14 protein-coding genes are annotated in these 15,769 nt (G+C 74.3%); 5 read left to right on the forward strand and 9 right to left on the reverse strand.

The features are described 5' to 3' along the window. Nucleotides 1-106: 106 nt before the first annotated feature. The gene (locus tag J4557_RS08385; RefSeq protein WP_208265872.1) at nucleotides 107-505 is read left to right on the forward strand and encodes a VOC family protein; all 399 of its coding nucleotides are present in this window, start codon (nucleotides 107-109) and stop codon (nucleotides 503-505) included. A 37-nt stretch (nucleotides 506-542) separates the two neighbouring features. On the opposite strand, the gene J4557_RS08390 is transcribed toward J4557_RS08385, so the two are convergent. After that, complete coding sequence (locus J4557_RS08390) at nucleotides 543-2,630, reverse strand: phosphocholine-specific phospholipase C (RefSeq protein WP_208265873.1); 2,088 nt, start codon at nucleotides 2,628-2,630, stop codon at nucleotides 543-545. Nucleotides 2,631-2,815: 185 nt separating this feature from the next. Between J4557_RS08390 and J4557_RS08395 the strand changes: the two genes are divergently transcribed. Next, nucleotides 2,816-4,240 carry an aldehyde dehydrogenase family protein gene (locus tag J4557_RS08395; RefSeq protein WP_208265874.1) on the forward strand — a complete coding sequence of 475 codons (1,425 nt, stop codon included), beginning with the start codon at nucleotides 2,816-2,818 and terminating at the stop codon, nucleotides 4,238-4,240. 146 nt (nucleotides 4,241-4,386) lie between these two features. On the opposite strand, the gene J4557_RS08400 is transcribed toward J4557_RS08395, so the two are convergent. The 4 genes from J4557_RS08400 to J4557_RS08415 form a co-directional block, all read right to left on the reverse strand. Next, entirely contained in the window at nucleotides 4,387-5,007 is a 621-nt protein-coding gene (locus J4557_RS08400; RefSeq protein WP_208265875.1) for a TetR/AcrR family transcriptional regulator, read from the reverse strand. A 13-nt stretch (nucleotides 5,008-5,020) separates the two neighbouring features. Further along, nucleotides 5,021-5,890 (reverse strand): oxygenase MpaB family protein, encoded by an 870-nt coding sequence (locus J4557_RS08405; RefSeq protein WP_208265876.1) that lies wholly within the window; start codon nucleotides 5,888-5,890, stop codon nucleotides 5,021-5,023. A 66-nt stretch (nucleotides 5,891-5,956) separates the two neighbouring features. Next, nucleotides 5,957-7,753 carry a hydroxysqualene dehydroxylase gene (locus tag J4557_RS08410; RefSeq protein WP_208265877.1) on the reverse strand — a complete coding sequence of 599 codons (1,797 nt, stop codon included), beginning with the start codon at nucleotides 7,751-7,753 and terminating at the stop codon, nucleotides 5,957-5,959. Between the two features lie 81 nt (nucleotides 7,754-7,834). After that, entirely contained in the window at nucleotides 7,835-8,980 is a 1,146-nt protein-coding gene (locus tag J4557_RS08415) for a hypothetical protein (RefSeq protein WP_208265878.1), read from the reverse strand. Between the two features lie 166 nt (nucleotides 8,981-9,146). On the opposite strand from J4557_RS08415, the gene J4557_RS08420 reads away from it, so the two are divergent. After that, on the forward strand, nucleotides 9,147-9,824 hold the full coding sequence (locus J4557_RS08420) for a TetR/AcrR family transcriptional regulator (protein ID WP_208265879.1): 678 nt from the start codon (nucleotides 9,147-9,149) through the stop codon (nucleotides 9,822-9,824). Here the strand turns inward: J4557_RS08420 and J4557_RS08425 are convergent. The 4 genes from J4557_RS08425 to J4557_RS08440 all read right to left on the reverse strand — a co-directional run bounded on the left by J4557_RS08425 (nucleotide 9,755) and on the right by J4557_RS08440 (nucleotide 13,672). Next, nucleotides 9,755-11,170, reverse strand: a complete 1,416-nt coding sequence (locus J4557_RS08425; RefSeq protein ID WP_208265880.1) for a flavin monoamine oxidase family protein — start codon at nucleotides 11,168-11,170, stop codon at nucleotides 9,755-9,757. The two genes, J4557_RS08420 and J4557_RS08425, sit on opposite strands and share 70 nt — an antisense overlap. Before the next feature lie 169 nt (nucleotides 11,171-11,339). After that, nucleotides 11,340-11,561: a ferredoxin gene (locus J4557_RS08430; protein WP_208265881.1), complete on the reverse strand. Its 222-nt coding sequence runs from the start codon at nucleotides 11,559-11,561 to the stop codon at nucleotides 11,340-11,342. Next, nucleotides 11,558-12,784, reverse strand: a complete 1,227-nt coding sequence (locus J4557_RS08435; RefSeq protein WP_208265882.1) for a cytochrome P450 — start codon at nucleotides 12,782-12,784, stop codon at nucleotides 11,558-11,560. The genes J4557_RS08430 and J4557_RS08435 overlap by 4 nt, the downstream gene beginning before the upstream one ends. Nucleotides 12,785-13,021: 237 nt before the next feature. Then, the gene (locus tag J4557_RS08440) at nucleotides 13,022-13,672 is read right to left on the reverse strand and encodes a TetR/AcrR family transcriptional regulator (protein ID WP_208265883.1); all 651 of its coding nucleotides are present in this window, start codon (nucleotides 13,670-13,672) and stop codon (nucleotides 13,022-13,024) included. A 142-nt stretch (nucleotides 13,673-13,814) separates the two neighbouring features. Here J4557_RS08440 and J4557_RS08445 point away from each other — a divergent pair, with 142 nt between their 5' ends. Next, nucleotides 13,815-14,702, forward strand: a complete 888-nt coding sequence (locus J4557_RS08445; RefSeq protein ID WP_208265884.1) for an alpha/beta hydrolase — start codon at nucleotides 13,815-13,817, stop codon at nucleotides 14,700-14,702. A 4-nt stretch (nucleotides 14,703-14,706) separates the two neighbouring features. Then, nucleotides 14,707-15,678: an NAD(+)/NADH kinase gene (locus tag J4557_RS08450; protein ID WP_208265885.1), complete on the forward strand. Its 972-nt coding sequence runs from the start codon at nucleotides 14,707-14,709 to the stop codon at nucleotides 15,676-15,678. Nucleotides 15,679-15,769 lie beyond the last annotated feature (91 nt).

Genomic DNA, 15,769 nt, shown 5'->3' on the forward strand with positions numbered 1-15,769 from the left:
CCGGAAACCGGCGCGGATGGAGCGATGAGTTCCGGGCGCTCCCCTGGTCTGCCTCATCGACGGACCGATCGACACCGACCGGTCGACACAGAAGGGGGAGGGCGCCATGAGCGACACGACCACCACCGCGGCCGTCCGCAGGGTCGCGAACGTGATCATTCCGGTGCGCGACCAGGACCGGGCGCTGGAGTTCTACTGCGGGACGCTCGGGCTCGAGAAGCGCGCCGACCAGCCGTTCGGCGGCGGCTACCGCTGGATCGAGGTCGCTCCGGAGGGCGCCGAGACGCCGATCGCGCTCTGCCCGCCGCCCGAGGGCACCGAGGCGGGCGGCCGGGACACCGGCATCGCGCTGTCGACCGCCGACATCGACGGCTGCCACGCGCGGCTGAAGGCCGCGGGGGCCGACGTCGACGCCGAGGTCAGCCGCATGGGCGGCCCCGTGCCGCCGATGTTCTGGTTCCGCGACCCCGAGGGCAACACCCTCATGGTCGTCGAGGACGCCTGAGCCGCCCCGCGCCTGCGGAGCGGCTCCCGCCCGCCGGTCAGCCGGAGACCGACGGGCGGCCGTTCTCCAGGTGCCCCATCAGGCGGCGGCGGAACGCCGCGTCCTCGGCCGCGCGGACCTCCACGTCGTACCAGCCGTGCCCGGTGGCCCAGGAGACCGTCACGCTCTTGCCCGCGGCCACCGTCGCCTTGCGGGTCGCCTTGCCGTAGGCGAGGGCGCTCAAGGTGAACGTGAGGGGCCGCGTGCCGCGGTTCCGGACGGTGATCTCGATACGGCCGGCGTCGGCGGCGGCGCGGGACGTCACGTCCGCGCCCGCGGCCGCGCCGGAGGCCGCGCCCGCGAACTCGCGGCGGAACCCGTTCGGCCCCGTCAGGGTGAGGCGGTACCGCCCGTCCTTCAGCGCCACCCGCTCGACCGCGCGCCCGGCCACGTCGAAGTGGCGCGGCGCCGCGAACTCGCCCGCGTACGGATACAGCGCGAGGTGCGAGGCGCGCGTGCCCCGCTCGGTCATGGTGACGACCAGGGCGCCGCCGTCCAGGCGCGCCGACGCGTCGGTGCGGTACGGCAGCGCGCGCGCCGGCCGCGTCCCCGGCTCCGGGACGGGGTCCTTCTGGACGACCGGAGGGAGCGCGGGCCAGCGCAGGTAGAACTTCGGCGGCGTCCCGGGCCGGGTCACCGACGGCGGGCCGGCCGGATGCCGGAAGTCGAACGCCGAGGTCAGGTCGCCCGCGACGGTCCTGCGCCACGCGCTGATGTTCGGCTCGCGGATGCCGAGCCACCGCTCCAGGAAGCGGATCGTCGAGGTGTGGTCGAACACCTCCGAGCACACGTACCCGCCCGCGGTCCACGGCGAGACGACGGTCATCGGCACGCGGAAGCCCAGCCCGATCGGCGCGCCGTCGGCGTGCTCGTCCGCGGCGTCCGCGGGCGGCAGCGGCGGCGGCACGTGGTCGAAGTAGCCGTCGTTCTCGTCGAACATCAGGAACAGCGCCGTGGTCTCCCACGTCCGCCGGTCCGAGGCGATCGCGTCCAGGACCTGGTAGGTGATGCCCGCGCCCTGGATCGGGCTGCCGGACCCCGGATGCTCGGACTCGGCGGCCGGCGCGACGATGTAGGACACCTCCGGCAGCCGCCCCGCCTCGACGTCGGCCCGGAACGCCGCGCCGAGGGTGCCGCCCTCACTCCGCCGCAGCGCGCGCTCGAACAGGTCGCGTTCCGGCGCGGGGAGCGCCGCGACTCCCTTGTCCAGCGCGGCCAGCATGCTCTTCCGGTCCTCCGCGCCCGCCCCCGCGACGGCGCCGTAGAACTCCGTGAGGCTCTTGTACGAGCCGGCCGCCGCGAGCGCCTTGCGCATGATCCCCTTGAACCTGGTGAGGAACTCCAGCGGGTTGTCGGTGAAGTTGTCCCATTCCTGGTACACCTTCCACGTCCGGCCCGCCTTCGACAGCCGTTCGACATAGGACGTCTGCGCGTAGCCGGGATGGTTCGCCTCGTCGTAGGCGTCGTTCTCGACCGCGCGGTGCCCGTTCGCCTCGTAGCCGATCGTCCCGGTCCAGTGGTACGTCCTGTTCGGGTTCGTGGGCCCGAACACGGAGCAGTGGTAGGCGTCGCAGACGGTGAACGTGTCGGCCAGCTCGTACTGGAACGGCAGGTCCGCGCGGTCGTAGTGGACCATCGTCGGCATGAGCTTGGCCGCGATCCAGCCGTCGTGCCATCCGCCGCCGCGCGCCTTCTGGCCGCTGTCCCAGCCGTGGTCGACGCCCGCGATGTAGTTGACGTCCGTGAACGGCCCGTGCCCGATCGCGTCGCGGGCCAGGAACGGCTTGACGCGCCGCAGCAGGCCCGGCTGCGCGAACACCGGATGCCCGTCGCGCAGCTCGATCGCGTTGCGGTCGCCGAAGCCGCGCACGCCGCGCAGCGTCCCGAAGTAGTGGTCGAACGCGCGGTTCTCCTGCATCAGGAACACGACGTGCTCGACGGACTCCAGCCCGCCGGGCCGCACCGGCTGCGCGAGCGCGGCGTGCACCGACGGCGGGAGCAGCGAGGCGGCGGCGGCGCCACCGGCGACGCCCGCGCCGGTGGCGAGGAAGGAGCGGCGGGAGGGACCATCGCGGCGAGGGCTCATGACCGCACAGCGTGGGCCGCGCGGGTAACGGGACGACCGCGATCACGCGTCCGCCCGGTAACGGACATGAAAGACTTTCACGTGAGGTTCGGCGGCGCGCCCGGGGTGGGCGTTTACCGGACCGAACGGGTTTCGTATGTTGAGCGTGCAACGAAGAACGGCCCGTTCCCTGCCGGAGGAAGCCCATGGACCACGTCAAGCAGTTCTACATCGGCGGCCAGTGGGTCGCGCCCCGCACCGACACGACGCTCGAGGTCGTCAACCCGGCCACGGAACAGGCCATCACCTCCATCGCCATGGGCGGCGCCGAGGACGTCGACGCGGCCGTCGCCGCGGCGAAGGAGGCGTTCGAGACGTTCTCGCAGACGAGCAAGCAGGAGCGGCTCGACCTGCTCGACTCCGTCGTCGCCGTCTACACCCGGCGGCTGGAGGAGCTGGCCGACATCATCAGCCAGGAGATGGGCGCGCCCCTCTCGCTGGCGCGGGCCGCGCAGGCGATCGCCGGCCTCGGCCACCTCGGCACCGCGCGCGCCGTGCTGGCCGACTTCGAGTTCGACCGCCCGATGGGCGGCACCCTGGTCACCCGCGAGCCGGTCGGGGTCTGCGGGCTGATCACCCCGTGGAACTGGCCGCTCAACCAGATCGCCTGCAAGGTCGGCCCGGCCCTCGCCACCGGCTGCACGATGGTGCTCAAGCCGTCGGAGGTCGCGCCGCTGAACGCGATCCTGTTCGCCGAGATCCTCGACGAGGCGGGCGTCCCGGCGGGCGTGTTCAACCTCGTCAACGGCGACGGCCTCGGCGTCGGCGCGCCGCTGTCGGCGCACCCGGACGTCGACATGGTGTCGTTCACCGGGTCCACCCGCGCCGGCATCGAGGTGGCCCGCGCCGCGGCCCCGACCGTCAAGCGGGTCGCGCAGGAGCTCGGCGGCAAGTCCGCCAACATCATCCTGGACGACGCCGATCTGAAGGCCGTCATCACGCGGGACGTCGGCAACATGTGCACCAACTCGGGCCAGTCGTGCAACGCCCCCAGCCGGATGCTCGTCCCGGCCGCGCGCATGGAGGAGGCCGCGGCCATCGCCGCGGAGGCCGCCCGCGACATCGTGGTCGGCGACCCGCGCGACGAGACCACGCGGATCGGGCCGGTCGTGTCGGCCACGCAGTACGGCCGGATCCAGCAGCTCATCGAGAAGGGCATCGGCGAGGGCGCCAAGCTGGAGGTCGGCGGCCCCGGCAAGCCCGAGGGCCTGGAGACCGGCTACTTCGTGCGCCCGACGGTGTTCTCGCACGTCTCCAACGAGATGACGATCGCCCGCGAGGAGATCTTCGGCCCGGTGCTCGTGCTGATCGGCTACGAGGACGACGACGACGCGGTGCGCATCGCCAACGACACCCTCTACGGCCTGTCCGGCTACATCTCCGGCAGCGCCGACCGCGCCAAGGCGATGGCCCGCCGGCTGCGCACCGGCAACGTCCACCTCAACGGCGCCGGTCCCGACTTCAACGCGCCGTTCGGCGGCTACCGCCAGTCCGGCAACGGCCGCGAGTGGGGAGCGCTCGGCTTCGAGGAGTACCTCGAGACCAAGGCCATCATGGGCTACAACGCCTGACCGGCGCCTGGAGCGGAGCTCCAGCGGAGCGCAAGGCGTCGGTCAGGCTGCTCTTGCCGGGGGTGTGGGGGTCGCCCCCCCACACTGACACTGACCGGCGCCTGGGCCGGTGCCCGCCGCGGTGCGGCGGGCACCGGCCGGCCGGGTCAGCGGATCATCGGGGTGAGGTAGCGGCGGGCGAAGGCCCGGGCGCCCTCGTCGTCCAGCGGGATGTGGCCCTCCGGCGTGAGCAGGAGGGAGTGGGTGAGCCGGATGAGGATCTCCGCCACCACCTCCGGGTCGAACGCGCCGGCGTCGCCCTGCCGCTGCGCGGCGCGGAGCCGGCGGGCCAGGTAGCCGCGCGCGGCGGCGAGCAGCGGGCCGGCGCGGCCGGTGGCGTGCGGGAGGAGCAGGTCGGGCTCCAGGACGAGCAGGCGGTTCACCAGCCGCTGCTCGCGGCTGATCCGCAGCGTCGCGACGAAGCCCTCGACGAGGCGCTCCTCCACCGTCGGGCAGGCCGCGACGGCGGCGTCCAGCTCGGCGAAGAACCGCCGGGCCTCGCGCAGCAGGACCCCCGTCACCAGGTCGTTCTTGGTCGGGAAGCGCCGGTAGAGGGTGGCGCGGCCGAGCCCGGAAGCGCGGGCGACGTCGTCGACGGTGGTGCGGCGCAGCCCGAACGTCCCGTACAGCTCCAGGGCGGCGTCGAGGATCCGGTCGACCTGCGGACCGGACACCGCCGGGCCGGCGAGCAGGTCGTGCAGCGGCGCCCGGTCCGTCGGCTCGGTCATGGTGCCACCGACCCTAGCGCCCGCGCCGGGCCCGCCGCATGGCGCGCGCCGCGATCGGCGAGTAGCGCAGCCGGTCGACCAGCACCCGGTCGCCGGCCCGCATCGCCTGCGCGAACAGCCGGAAGCGCCGCTCGTCGGCGGGCGTCCAGCGCAGCCCGAACCGCTCCCGCAGGACGGGCGGGAGGCAGCCGACGCCCATCCGGCCGAGCATGACCGTCGGCGGCCCGGCGACGCCGGACCAGGCGAGGTCGGGCAGCGGCCAGCGCGGCGGGGGCGGCAGCGGCCTGCGGTCCAGCTCGATGAGCAGCCGCACGGTGGCGTTGTCCTCCAGCCGCTCGTTCACCATGGTGTCGAAGTAATCGCGGAACGCCGCGGGGCTGCCGGGGATGTGGCGTTCGGTGATGCCGAGCGCCAGCGCCAGCCGCGCCCACTCGCCGTGCAGGACGCGTTCGCGGTCGGGCGTGAGGGGCGTGCCGAACAGCCGCTGCGTCTCGATCATGCCGTGCAGCAGGGTGGCGTGCACCCACAGGTAGGCCTCGGGGTTGAGGGCGTGGTAGCGGCGGCCCTGCGCGTCGACGCCCTTGATGTCCTTGTGGATCTCCCGCAGCCGGGCGGCCTCCCGCCGGCCGCGCTCCTCGCCCCGGTAGCCGAGGAAGTTCATGGTCGACTCGACGGTCCGCAGGAGCCGGCCCCAGCGGTCCTCCAGGAACTCCGAGTGCTCGGCGACCCCGGCTCCGACGACCGGGTGCGCCACCTGCAGGAGGAGGATCGCCCGGCCGCTGAAGGCGCCCCGCCAGTCCCCCGCGTACCGCCAGATGAGGGAGCCGCGGCCGGGGATGGCGCCCGCCTCGGTCCGGCCCGGTTTCACGTCGACGTCGGCCATGCCGCATCACCCGCTCTGAGACGTTGATACATCTTTTGTATCAAGCATTCAGTGCGGCGGCCAGGGTCACAGGGTGTCGAAGAGGTTCCGCTCGCCGGCGCGGTAGCGCCGGGCGTCGAGCTTCTTCAGGCCGTCCAGCTCGGGCGGCTGGTAGAGCGTCCACATCTCGACGCGGTCCGCGGGCGACCCCGACGCGTCGAGCAGCGCGTTGACCGCGGCGCGCCCCGACTCGTTGGCGCCCTCCATGGTGGCGAGGTCGACGTTCGTCCGGACGTAGTCGCCCGCCATGAACAGGTTCGGGATCCTCGTCCGGGCCTCCGGGCGCTTCTCCCAGCTGCCGACCGTGTTCACCATCAGCGGCTCGTCGTTGACGTTCCCCCCGGCCGACGCCTTCCAGCTGATCGCGGGGTCGAGGAACCACGAGTGCAGGAGGTCGTCGGGAAGGACGGACCGCCCGGTGTCCTCCAGGTGGTCCTTCATCTGCGCCCAGCATTCCTTGGCGATCTGCGCCCGCGTGCATTTCTTCGCCGGCTTCCCGTAGACGATTCCGGGGGTGTCCCAGTCGGAGATGTCGAGGGAGAGGCAGTCGGCGACCTTCCCGTCACCGAAGTCGCGGGTGAAGTCGTGCTTCCACAATCTGCTCTGCAGCACCGCGGTGATCTGCCACGGCGAGTCCATGAAATTGACCTCCTGGTCGATGCCCTGCGGAGAGCGGCGCAGGAAGAACTGGAGCCCGTTCATCCATTCGGTGCGCAGGTCCCTCATCGACGCCAGGGACGGGTCGAGGGCGAGGACGGCCGGCGACAGCAGCGCCTTCGCCCGGTCAACCGGCATCGCGCAGACGAACCAGTCGGCGGCGGCGCTGCGGCGGCGGCCCGCCGCGTCCACGAGCCGGACGGAGCGGACGCGGCCGCCGCCCACCTCCAGCGCCTCCACGGTCTGCCCGACCTCGAACCGGACGCCGCGTCCGCGCAGGTACCCTGTCCACGGGTCGATCCACGCCTCGTTCGTGGGCGCGTTCAGCATGCGGGCGAGACCCCCGTCGGTGCCGAGCCCGAGCCCCGACAGCAGGAACGCCTCCCCCATCGCGCCGACCGTCCTGGTGCTGGCGACCTCCTCCTTCACCGCGACCAGCCCGCGCGTCAGGAACCGCACCAGGATCGCCCGGTAGTCCTTGGACCTGCCGTCGGCGCGCATGTACTCCCACCACGGCACCCGCTCCCATTGCCCGAGGCGCCGGTCGTCGCTGCTGGTGAGGTACACGATGAAGCGGTTGAGGAAAAGGGCCAGCTCGGAGGCGGGAATGGCGGCGGCCTGCTCGGCGAGGCCGGTCAGGGTCTCCTTCAGCACGTCCAGGCTCAGGCTCCCGCCGCCCGGCGCGAGCACTTCCGGCACGATGATGTCGGACCGGCCGGCGTTGCGGGAGATGCGCGTCGAACTGAGCGGGAAGAGGTTGTCGTGGACGCCGTTGGCGTTACCGGGGAACGGGATGCGCCGCATCGTGTCGGGCACGTTCCGGTAGAAGCCGGGGAAGAAGCGGAACCCGTGCTCGCCCGGCAGGTCCCGCCGTCCGCCCTTGCCGGTTCCCTCGACCGGGATGCTGCGCGCCTTCCCGCCGAGCGCCTTGCGCTCGAAGACGGTGACGGCGAATCCGCGTTCGGCGAGTTCGTGCGCGGCGGCCAGGCCGGCCATGCCGCCGCCCAGGACGGCGACCGTGCCCGCGTTCCGCCTGCCCGCCGCGCGGGCGGCCGCGGTTCCGGGCAGCAGGGTCGCCGCGCCCGCCGCGGCCGTGCCGTACAGGACCCGGCGGCGCGAGACGCCGTCCGCGCCGGTGCCGGTGTCGTTCCCGTGCTCGATGGTCATGGGTCGCCGCCTCCTCGGGGCCGGTGAACGTGCGGGAGGGACGCGTCCGGGGCCGGACCGTCCGGGGTCGCGAGCGCGGGGTCAGGAGTGCGGCAGCCGCGACGGGAGCGTGCGGATGTGCTCGATGAGCCCGAGCGAGCCGGGGACGGTGCGGCCGAGCGACTCCGGCAGGGCGAGGAGCCCGGCGTCCAGGACGAACGGGTCGACCACGTGGAAGCTCGTGCGCAGGCCGGGCCGGGCGCCCTTCAGGCCCTGCGGCGTCGCGAGCAGCGAGGACGGGCAGGACAGCGTGGTCGTCTCCGGATAGGAGAACAGCCCGGACGTCCGCCAGTCCGACAGCTTGATGCTGGTCATGCAGCCGTAGGTCGCGCGGGCGGTGACGCGCCCGACCACGCCCTGCCAGGTGCCGTCGCCCTTCACCACGCCGCCGAGCAGCGTGGCGGTGCCGTCCGGCTCGTGGGACACGCCCCACTCCCAGCCGGAGTAGCGCTGGTCGGCGACGCTGAACTCGCCCCAGTTGTGGTCGTGGTAGCCGCGCCAGCCGTTCACGCTGACGCGCGAGGACGATCCCGGCGGCTGGAGCCAGCCGCGCACCCGGCTCGTCGCGACGGGCGCGCTCCAGTACATCGTCTGCCCGCCGTCGTAGCGGATCGGCCCGCCGGTGACGCCGGGCAGCGCGCGGTCGAACCAGATGTCGGCCTTGGCGAAGATCCCGTGCCACCGCAGGTGGTAGGCGCGGCGCGCGGCGTCCCACACCAGGCTGCCGGCGCTGCTGTCGACGTCCGGGCCGGGCTTCGCGGTCACCGCCGCGGTCGGCTCCGGCAGGACGACCTTCTGCCCCTTCTCCGGGTACCAGAAGATCACGGCGGTGGGGACGGGCGCGGTGAACAGCATCGCGATGAAGGTGCGGTGCGTCGCCGGGTCCATGACGTGCGTGTACCACCACTCGGTGGTGGACCCGGGGTGCGGCCCGTCGTCGGACGGTTCGGCGAGCTTGCCCGGCACCTGCGTGAGGTCCGAGCGCGCGATGTCGGTGTGCGGGATCCAGGAGCCGGGACCGGACGGCGGGGGCGCGGCCTGCGCGCCGGCCGCGGGCGGCGCCGCGACCGGGACGAGTGCGGCGGCCCCGAGGGCCAGCGCGGCGGCGGCGCGGCGGGAAGAGAAGCGGCGGGCGGTGGCGTGGCGGCGGGCGGTGGCGTGGCGGCGGGCGGCGAAGCGACGTGGCACGTTGAGCCTCCTCGGCTGAGCCCCCGTGACGTCCGGCCCCTGCTGGTGAGCCGTGGACCGAGTGTGATTCGGTGTCGAGACGCTGTCAAGCAGTGTGTCGACACACTGTCCGATCTCGGCCGCCGGGAGCCGTCCGCGCCCGTGCCGCCGCGGGTACGCTGCCGCCATGGCGTCCACCACCCAGCCGCGCAGCAAGGTCCGTGAACGGCGCGAGGACGTCCGGCGCCGGGTGCTGCGGACGACCGCGGAGATGATGGCCGACGGGACGCCGTACACCGAGCTGCCCGTCCAGCGCATCGCCGAGCGCGCCCGCGTCGCGCGCTCCACCTTCTACCTGCACTTCCCGGACAAGAGCCGCCTCCTCATCGCGCTGGCCGACGAGGCGGTCGAGGCGCTGTTCGGCGAGGCCGTCATCTGGTGGGGGGCCGACCACGCGGACGGCGTGGACGGCGTCGCGCACGCCATGCGCCAGATGATCGCGGCGTACCGCGAGCACCGCCGCGTGCTGCACGCGCTGGGCGAGGTCGCGGGCTACGACCCCGACGTCGCGGAGTTCTGGCGGGACCGGATGCGCCGTTTCACCGAGGTCGTCCAGGCGCGGCTCGACGCGGAACTGCGGGCGGGCACCGTCGATCCGGAGATGGACGTCCGGACGACCGCGCAGGTGCTGATCTGGACGGTGGAACGGACCATCTCGGCGCACTGCCACCACGACGAGGGCACGGGCGACGAGCGCATCGCGCGGACCCTCGCCCGGACGATCTGGCTGACGGTCTACGGGCTCCCGCCCGGACCGCCGCCCGAGCGGCCGGGATCCGACCGATCGGGCAGCGGAGGGACGTGACCTCCGGCACCGTCCGGCGCGCCGGTGAGGATCTCGGCCGCGGCGCGGCGTCCGGACTGGACGGCCCCGTCGAAGTAGCCGTTCCACCGCGTGGCGGTCTCGGTGCCCGCCCAGTGCAGGACGCCGGCGGGCGCGCGGAGGGCCGGCCCGAACCCCGTCCAGCCGCCGGGCGCGAGGTGGCCCGAGAAGCAGCCGCGGGTCCACGGTTCGGCGCACCAGTCGAACTCCACGTAGGCCACCGGGTCGCGCGCCTCGTCGCCGAACAGCTCGCCCAGCCGGTCCAGGACGGCGCGGCGGCGGTCCCGTGGCGTCCGCGCGCGCAGCAGGTGCGCGTCCGCGCCGTAGGCGAACGAGGTCAGGACCGCGCTCGGCCCGCCGGGCGGGGTGTTGTCCACCGTCTCGGTGAGGACGCCGGCACTGCTGAAGCTGATCCCCGACAGGCCCCGCGCCCTCCAGAACGGCTCCTGGTACACCGCGTGCGTCTTCAGTGCGTATCCGGACGCCATCCGCTGGGTGAGGCCGTCCCGCTGCGGTGGCAGCGGCGGGTCGTACTCGATGCGACCGGCCAGGACGGGCGGGATCGCGACGATGACGTGGGCCGCCTCCAGCCGCAGGCCGCCCGCGTGGACGACCGCTCCCCCGGGGCCGTGCTCGATGCGCCGGACCGGGGCGCCGAGGCGGATCGTGCCGGCGGGCAGGGCGGCGGCCATCCGGATCGCGAGTTCCTGAGGCCCGCCGACGAGCCGCTCGGCCTGGGCACCGCCCGCGAAACCGACCAGGACGTCCAGCCCGCCGCCGCCGGCCAGGTAGAACAGCGTCTCCAGAAGCGAGGCGTCGGCGGCGTCGAGCGAGAGCAGGCCCCCGGCCGTCTGCCGTCCGACGGCCCGCGCGACGGCCGGATCGCCCGTCCGGCCCGCCAGCCACGAGGCGAGCGTCGTGCCGTCCCAGGACCGGGCGCGCGGATGCGTCCAGGGCGCGTCCGCCGGCACCTCGCGGCTGAGCCGGTCGAGTTCGCCGCGCAGCGCCATGGCCTCCGGCGGGAGCGCGTCGACCAGCGTGCCCTCGTAGTCCACGACGGCCCGTCCGTGCTCCGGCGTGGGATAGGTCGGCACCCGGTACCGGGCGATCAGCTCGCGCATCTCGTGCTGGCTCGGCCCGACCCACTGCCCGCCGAGGTCCAGCTGCGTCCCGTCGGGGAGCAGGCGGGTGAGCACCCGGCCGCCGACCCGGTCGCGGGCCTCGGCGACCGCCACGCGCGCGCCCGCGCCGGCCAGCTCGTGCGCCGCCGCGAGCCCGGCGAATCCGGCGCCGACGACCACGACGTCGGCGCTGCGTCCGTCCTCCACTCACGCCTTCCGGATGTCGGGGACCTCCGCGGAGGATTCCGCTCCGGCGGGCAAGCCAACATCAGGCGGAGGTATAGGTTCGCCTCCGCTCCAGGGGCGCATCCGCCCTCCGGGGGGCGGTGCCGCGCCCGCGCCTCGCGCCGGGCGCGGCACCGCCGTCACGTGCTGCTCACTCCTGGGGCGCCAGCACCTCGCCCGTCCCCTCGGCGCGGATGGTGATCGCCTCGACGGGGCAGGACTCGGCCGCGTCGAGGGCCCGGTCGTCCGGTTCCGCCTCGTCGCGGACCGGACGCGACGTGCCGTCGACGACGGCGAAGTGGCCGGGTGCCGTCCCGGCGCAGATGCCCGAGCCGATGCAGGTCCGCCCGTCCACCTCGATCAGCCACGTCATGCGGTCCTCCTTCCGGGGGTTCCGGGCGCGTCCCAGGTGACCGGCATCCGCTCGGGCGCCCGGGTGGCCGAGCCGGCCTTCCAGATGATGTCCTCCTCCCGTCCCGCGAGGCGCAGGCCCGGGAACCCGTCCAGCAGCGTGCGCAGCGCGACCTGGAGCTCCATGCGGGCGAGCTGGGCGCCGAGGCAGTGGTGCGGGCCGTGCCCGAAGCCGATGTGGGACGCCTCGCCGCGCCGCGGGTCGAACGTGTCGGGATCGGAGTAGACGGACTCGTCCCGGTTCGCCGACTGCAACGCGACCACGACGGGCTCCCCCGCCCGCACGGTGACCCCGCCCAGCTCGACGTCCTCCAGCGCGTAGCGCGCGCTGCCGGCTCCACCGCCGAGGGGGACGTACCGCATCAGCTCCTCGACCGCCCGCGGGATCAGGTCCGGGTCCGCGCGCAGCGCCGCGAGCTGCTCGGGATGGGTCAGCAGCACGTAGACGAAGTTGGGGATCTGCGACGCCGTCGTCTCGTGCCCGGCGACGAGGATGCCCTCCGCCATCGCGAGCAGCTCCTCCTCGGACAGCCGGTCGTCCCGGTCCCGCGCCTCGATGAGCGCGCCGATGAGGTCGTCGCGGGGCGTCTCGCGGTGCTCCGCGACGAGCGCCGCCATGTAGTCCCGCATGCGCCCCACGTACTCGGTCACCTCGTCCCGGGTGAACCGCGTCGTGGACAGGAACGCGTCCGACCACAGCCGGAAGTCCGCCCGGTCCTCCACCGGGACGCCGAGCAGCTCGCAGATGACGGTGATCGGCAGCGGCAGCGCGAAGTCCTCGACGAGGTCGGCGGGCGGCCCCTGCGCCCGCATCCGGGCGGCGAGGTCGCCGGCGATCCGCCGGGTGCGGGGGCGCAGCAGCTCCACGCGCCGGGCGGTGAACGCCTTGGCCACGAGCCTGCGCAGGCGGCTGTGCTCCGGCGGGTCCTGGCGCAGCAGGGAGCCGGGCGACCCGATGTGGAGCCGCGCGCGGGGCTCGTCGCGTCCGGTGGCGGCGGCGCGGCTGAACCTCGGGTCGCCGAGGACCACCTTGACGTCCTCGTAGCGGGTGGCCAGCCAGGCGGGCTCGCCGTAGGGCAGCCGGATCCGGCACAGGGGCCGCTTGCGCAGCCCGGCGAGCGCCGGGGAGACGTCGAGGCGGTCGCTCTCGCCGAACACCTCGGACCAGGGTTTCGTGGTCGTCATCACCCACTCCTTCGCGGGGGTTCTCGTTTCACCATTGGCGGGTGCGCACCGGCACGGCACCGGGGCCGGGCGGCCCCGGGATGCGGGCGGCATGGTGACGGCTCGTGCGCGGCACGGCGGCGGGCGGCGGGGGGTGGGAGCCTGTGGGCGGTGACGCTGCCGGACGTCCGTCCGCGACGCGGCGCCGCGCCCGGCGGCCCGCGTGCGGGTGCGACGGCGGTCTGCGCGCTCATCCCGTCAGGCGTCCGGGTCGTCCATCGCGGGCGCCAGGAGGTGGCACACGGCGTCGGCGAGCAGGCCGACCGGGTCGGCGCCGGCCGCCGGCCAGCCCCCGGCGAGCCAGATGGTCAGGTACGACTCGACCTGCAGCACCGCCATCAGCGCCCGCTGCCGGGCCTCCGCGGGGGTCGCGCCCCGCCATCGCCAGGAGGCGCCGGTCAGCAGGCCCACGTAGTGCTCGTGGGCGGCGAGCGAGCGGGCGCGGGCGCGGTCGGCGTCGCCGAGCGCGGTGCCGCCGGCCGCGGTCAGCACGCGGATCACCGGTGCCATCGGCCGCCAGCGCGCGACGGCGCCCTCCAGCCAGGCCCGGACTCCCTCGCGGGTCCATTCCGGAAGGGCGGCCAGGTCGCCGTAGACCTCGTCCGCGAGGTCGTAGACGCGCGCCAGCAGCGCCTGGAGGATCTCCCCCTTGCCGGGGAAGTACGCGTACACCGTCGCCCTGGTGACGCCCGCCGCCCGGGCGACGTCCTCCATCGTCGCGTCGACGAGGGACTTCTCGCCGAACACGGCCACCGCGCCCGCCAGCACCCGCTCGCGGGTGATCCTCCTGTGCTCCTCGCGCAGGCTCGGCCGGGTGCTCGGCTCCGGGACCGGCGGGCGGCTGCTCACCCCACGACCGTACGATTTGACTGATGCCTATACAAGATGTCAAAGCACCTCATGGACCGGGAGCAAGCAGAGCCTGCCCGTGGCGGACACCGGCCGTTCCGCATCGCCGATCTTCCGATGCCGCCCTCTTTACCATTGCCGGATGGCGATCAGCTGGACGGCGGAGCGCGCGGAACTGCCGGGCGCGGTCCGGTACACGCTGGTCACCGGAGGCGAGCCCACCGACCGGTGGCACGTCACGGTGGCCCTGCCGCCGCCGAACCTGCGAGGGGTGGCGGGTCCCGGCCCGTACCCGGTGCTGTACCTCCTCGACGGCCTGCTGACGTTCGCCACCGCGGCGCAGATCGCCCACACCACGCTGGCCTACGCGCCGGGGCAGCTGCGTCCGGTGGCCGTCGTCGGCATCTCGCCCGCCACCGACGACCTCCGCCGGCTGAGCGCCCAGCGCGCCCGGGACATGACGCCGACCCGCGCCGACTCCCCGTACCTGCGGGTGAGGACCGTCTACGGGACGGGCGGCGCCGACGCGATGATCGACCTGATCCGGGACGTGATCGCCCCCCACGTGGAATCCGCCCATCCGCTCGACCCCGCCGACCGGGGGCTCGCGGGCTTCTCCCTGGGCGGGCTCTTCACCTGCTGGGCCCTGGCGCGCCGCCCCGAGGGATTCCGCCACTTCCTGGCCGTCAGCCCGTCGCTGTGGTGGGACGACCACCTGCTGCTCGATCAGCGCCGGACGCCCATCGCCGTGCGGGCCGCGGGCGACGTCTACCTCGCCGTCGGCGAACTGGAGGACGGCCCGCACCGGAGCTGGCCGATCATTCCGGCCGAGACCCTCCGCGCTCTGGCGGGCCTCGACATGGTCGCCGACCTCGCCGCGTTCACCGAGCGGCTGGGCGGCCGCCGCGGTCTCGCCGTCCGCAGCGAGGTCGTTCCCGGCGAGCAGCACGCGACGGTGTGGCCGGCCGCGGTGACCCGCGGCCTGGTGCACCTGTACGCGATCCCGCCGGAAAGGCACCCCGTAGTGTGAGGGCATGGGTGTGGAACCGCAGGTCAACACGGTCGGGCTGGTGCTCCATCCGACCAGGCCGCTGGGCCCGTCGATCGACGCGATCATGGCGGCCGCCCGCGAACGCCCGGCCCGGGTGCTGGCCCGGCCCGCCGACCGGGACCGGGTGCCGCCCGGCGTCGAGATCGTGCCGGACGCCCGGTTCGCGGCCGAGGTCGACGAGCTGATCGCCCTCGGCGGCGACGGCACGATCCTCGGCGCGATGCGGCTGGTGATCGACCGTCCGGTGCCCGTCCTCGGGGTCAACCACGGCAACCTGGGCTTCCTCGCCGAGGTGCACCCGGCGCAGCTGCCCGCGGCGCTGGCGCGGCTCGCCGCCCGCGACTTCACCATCGAGCAGCACGCCGCCCTGTGCGTGGACGCCGGCCCCATCGAGCTGACGACCCGGTCCGGGTTCAACGACATGGTGCTCGGCCGGTCGTCGCGGACCGGCGCCGTCTCCCTCGACCTCACGGTCAACGACCTGCAGTACGGCTACTACCGGGCCGACGCGCTGGTCGTCTCGACGCCGACCGGCTCCACCGCCTACAACTACGCCGCCGGCGGCCCGATCGTGTCGCCCTCCTCCAACGCGGTGGCCATCACTCCGGTCGCGCCCATGTCCGGGATCAGCAGGCCCGTCGTGCTCGGCGCGGCCGACCAGATCCGCCTCTCCGTGGCGGAGGACAGCGCGCCCATCACCCTCGACATCGACGGGACGCCGGCCGCGGAGCTCGGGCACGGGGACCGGCTCACCTCGACGATGCTCCCCGAGGCCGGGCAGGTCGTCCGGCTGTCGGCGCGCGACCACGCGAGCCGCAGCCGCGTGAAGCTCAGCCTCCTCGACCTGCCCCTCCGCCCCGACCAGCTGCTCGAGCTGATCCCGCCGGAGCTGCGCCGCGACGCGGAGGCCGCGGCCGGGCAGCTCCAGGCGCCCGGCTCGCCCCGCCCCGACTGACCGGGGCCGACCCGCCACCGCCCGGCGTCGCCCCGGCGCGGCCCTGGTTCGGCCCTGGTTCGGCCCTGCCCGCCGGAACGCGCGGTGACCG

This window comes from Actinomadura nitritigenes (genome assembly GCF_017573545.1).
Taxonomy (GTDB): Bacteria; Actinomycetota; Actinomycetes; order Streptosporangiales; family Streptosporangiaceae; genus Spirillospora; species Spirillospora nitritigenes.

Bases quoted from the DNA above. Each gene is read 5' to 3' on its own strand.
- J4557_RS08385 (WP_208265872.1), top strand. From the start codon at position 107: ATGAGCGACACGACCACCACCGCGGCCGTCCGCAGGGTCGCGAACGTG.
- J4557_RS08390 (WP_208265873.1), bottom strand. From the start codon at position 2,630: ATGAGCCCTCGCCGCGATGGTCCCTCCCGCCGCTCCTTCCTCGCCACC.
- J4557_RS08395 (WP_208265874.1), top strand. From the start codon at position 2,816: ATGGACCACGTCAAGCAGTTCTACATCGGCGGCCAGTGGGTCGCGCCC.
- J4557_RS08400 (WP_208265875.1), bottom strand. From the start codon at position 5,007: ATGACCGAGCCGACGGACCGGGCGCCGCTGCACGACCTGCTCGCCGGC.
- J4557_RS08405 (WP_208265876.1), bottom strand. From the start codon at position 5,890: ATGGCCGACGTCGACGTGAAACCGGGCCGGACCGAGGCGGGCGCCATC.
- J4557_RS08410 (WP_208265877.1), bottom strand. From the start codon at position 7,753: ATGACCATCGAGCACGGGAACGACACCGGCACCGGCGCGGACGGCGTC.
- J4557_RS08420 (WP_208265879.1), top strand. From the start codon at position 9,147: ATGGCGTCCACCACCCAGCCGCGCAGCAAGGTCCGTGAACGGCGCGAG.
- J4557_RS08430 (WP_208265881.1), bottom strand. From the start codon at position 11,561: ATGACGTGGCTGATCGAGGTGGACGGGCGGACCTGCATCGGCTCGGGC.
- J4557_RS08435 (WP_208265882.1), bottom strand. From the start codon at position 12,784: ATGACGACCACGAAACCCTGGTCCGAGGTGTTCGGCGAGAGCGACCGC.
- J4557_RS08445 (WP_208265884.1), top strand. From the start codon at position 13,815: ATGGCGATCAGCTGGACGGCGGAGCGCGCGGAACTGCCGGGCGCGGTC.
- J4557_RS08450 (WP_208265885.1), top strand. From the start codon at position 14,707: ATGGGTGTGGAACCGCAGGTCAACACGGTCGGGCTGGTGCTCCATCCG.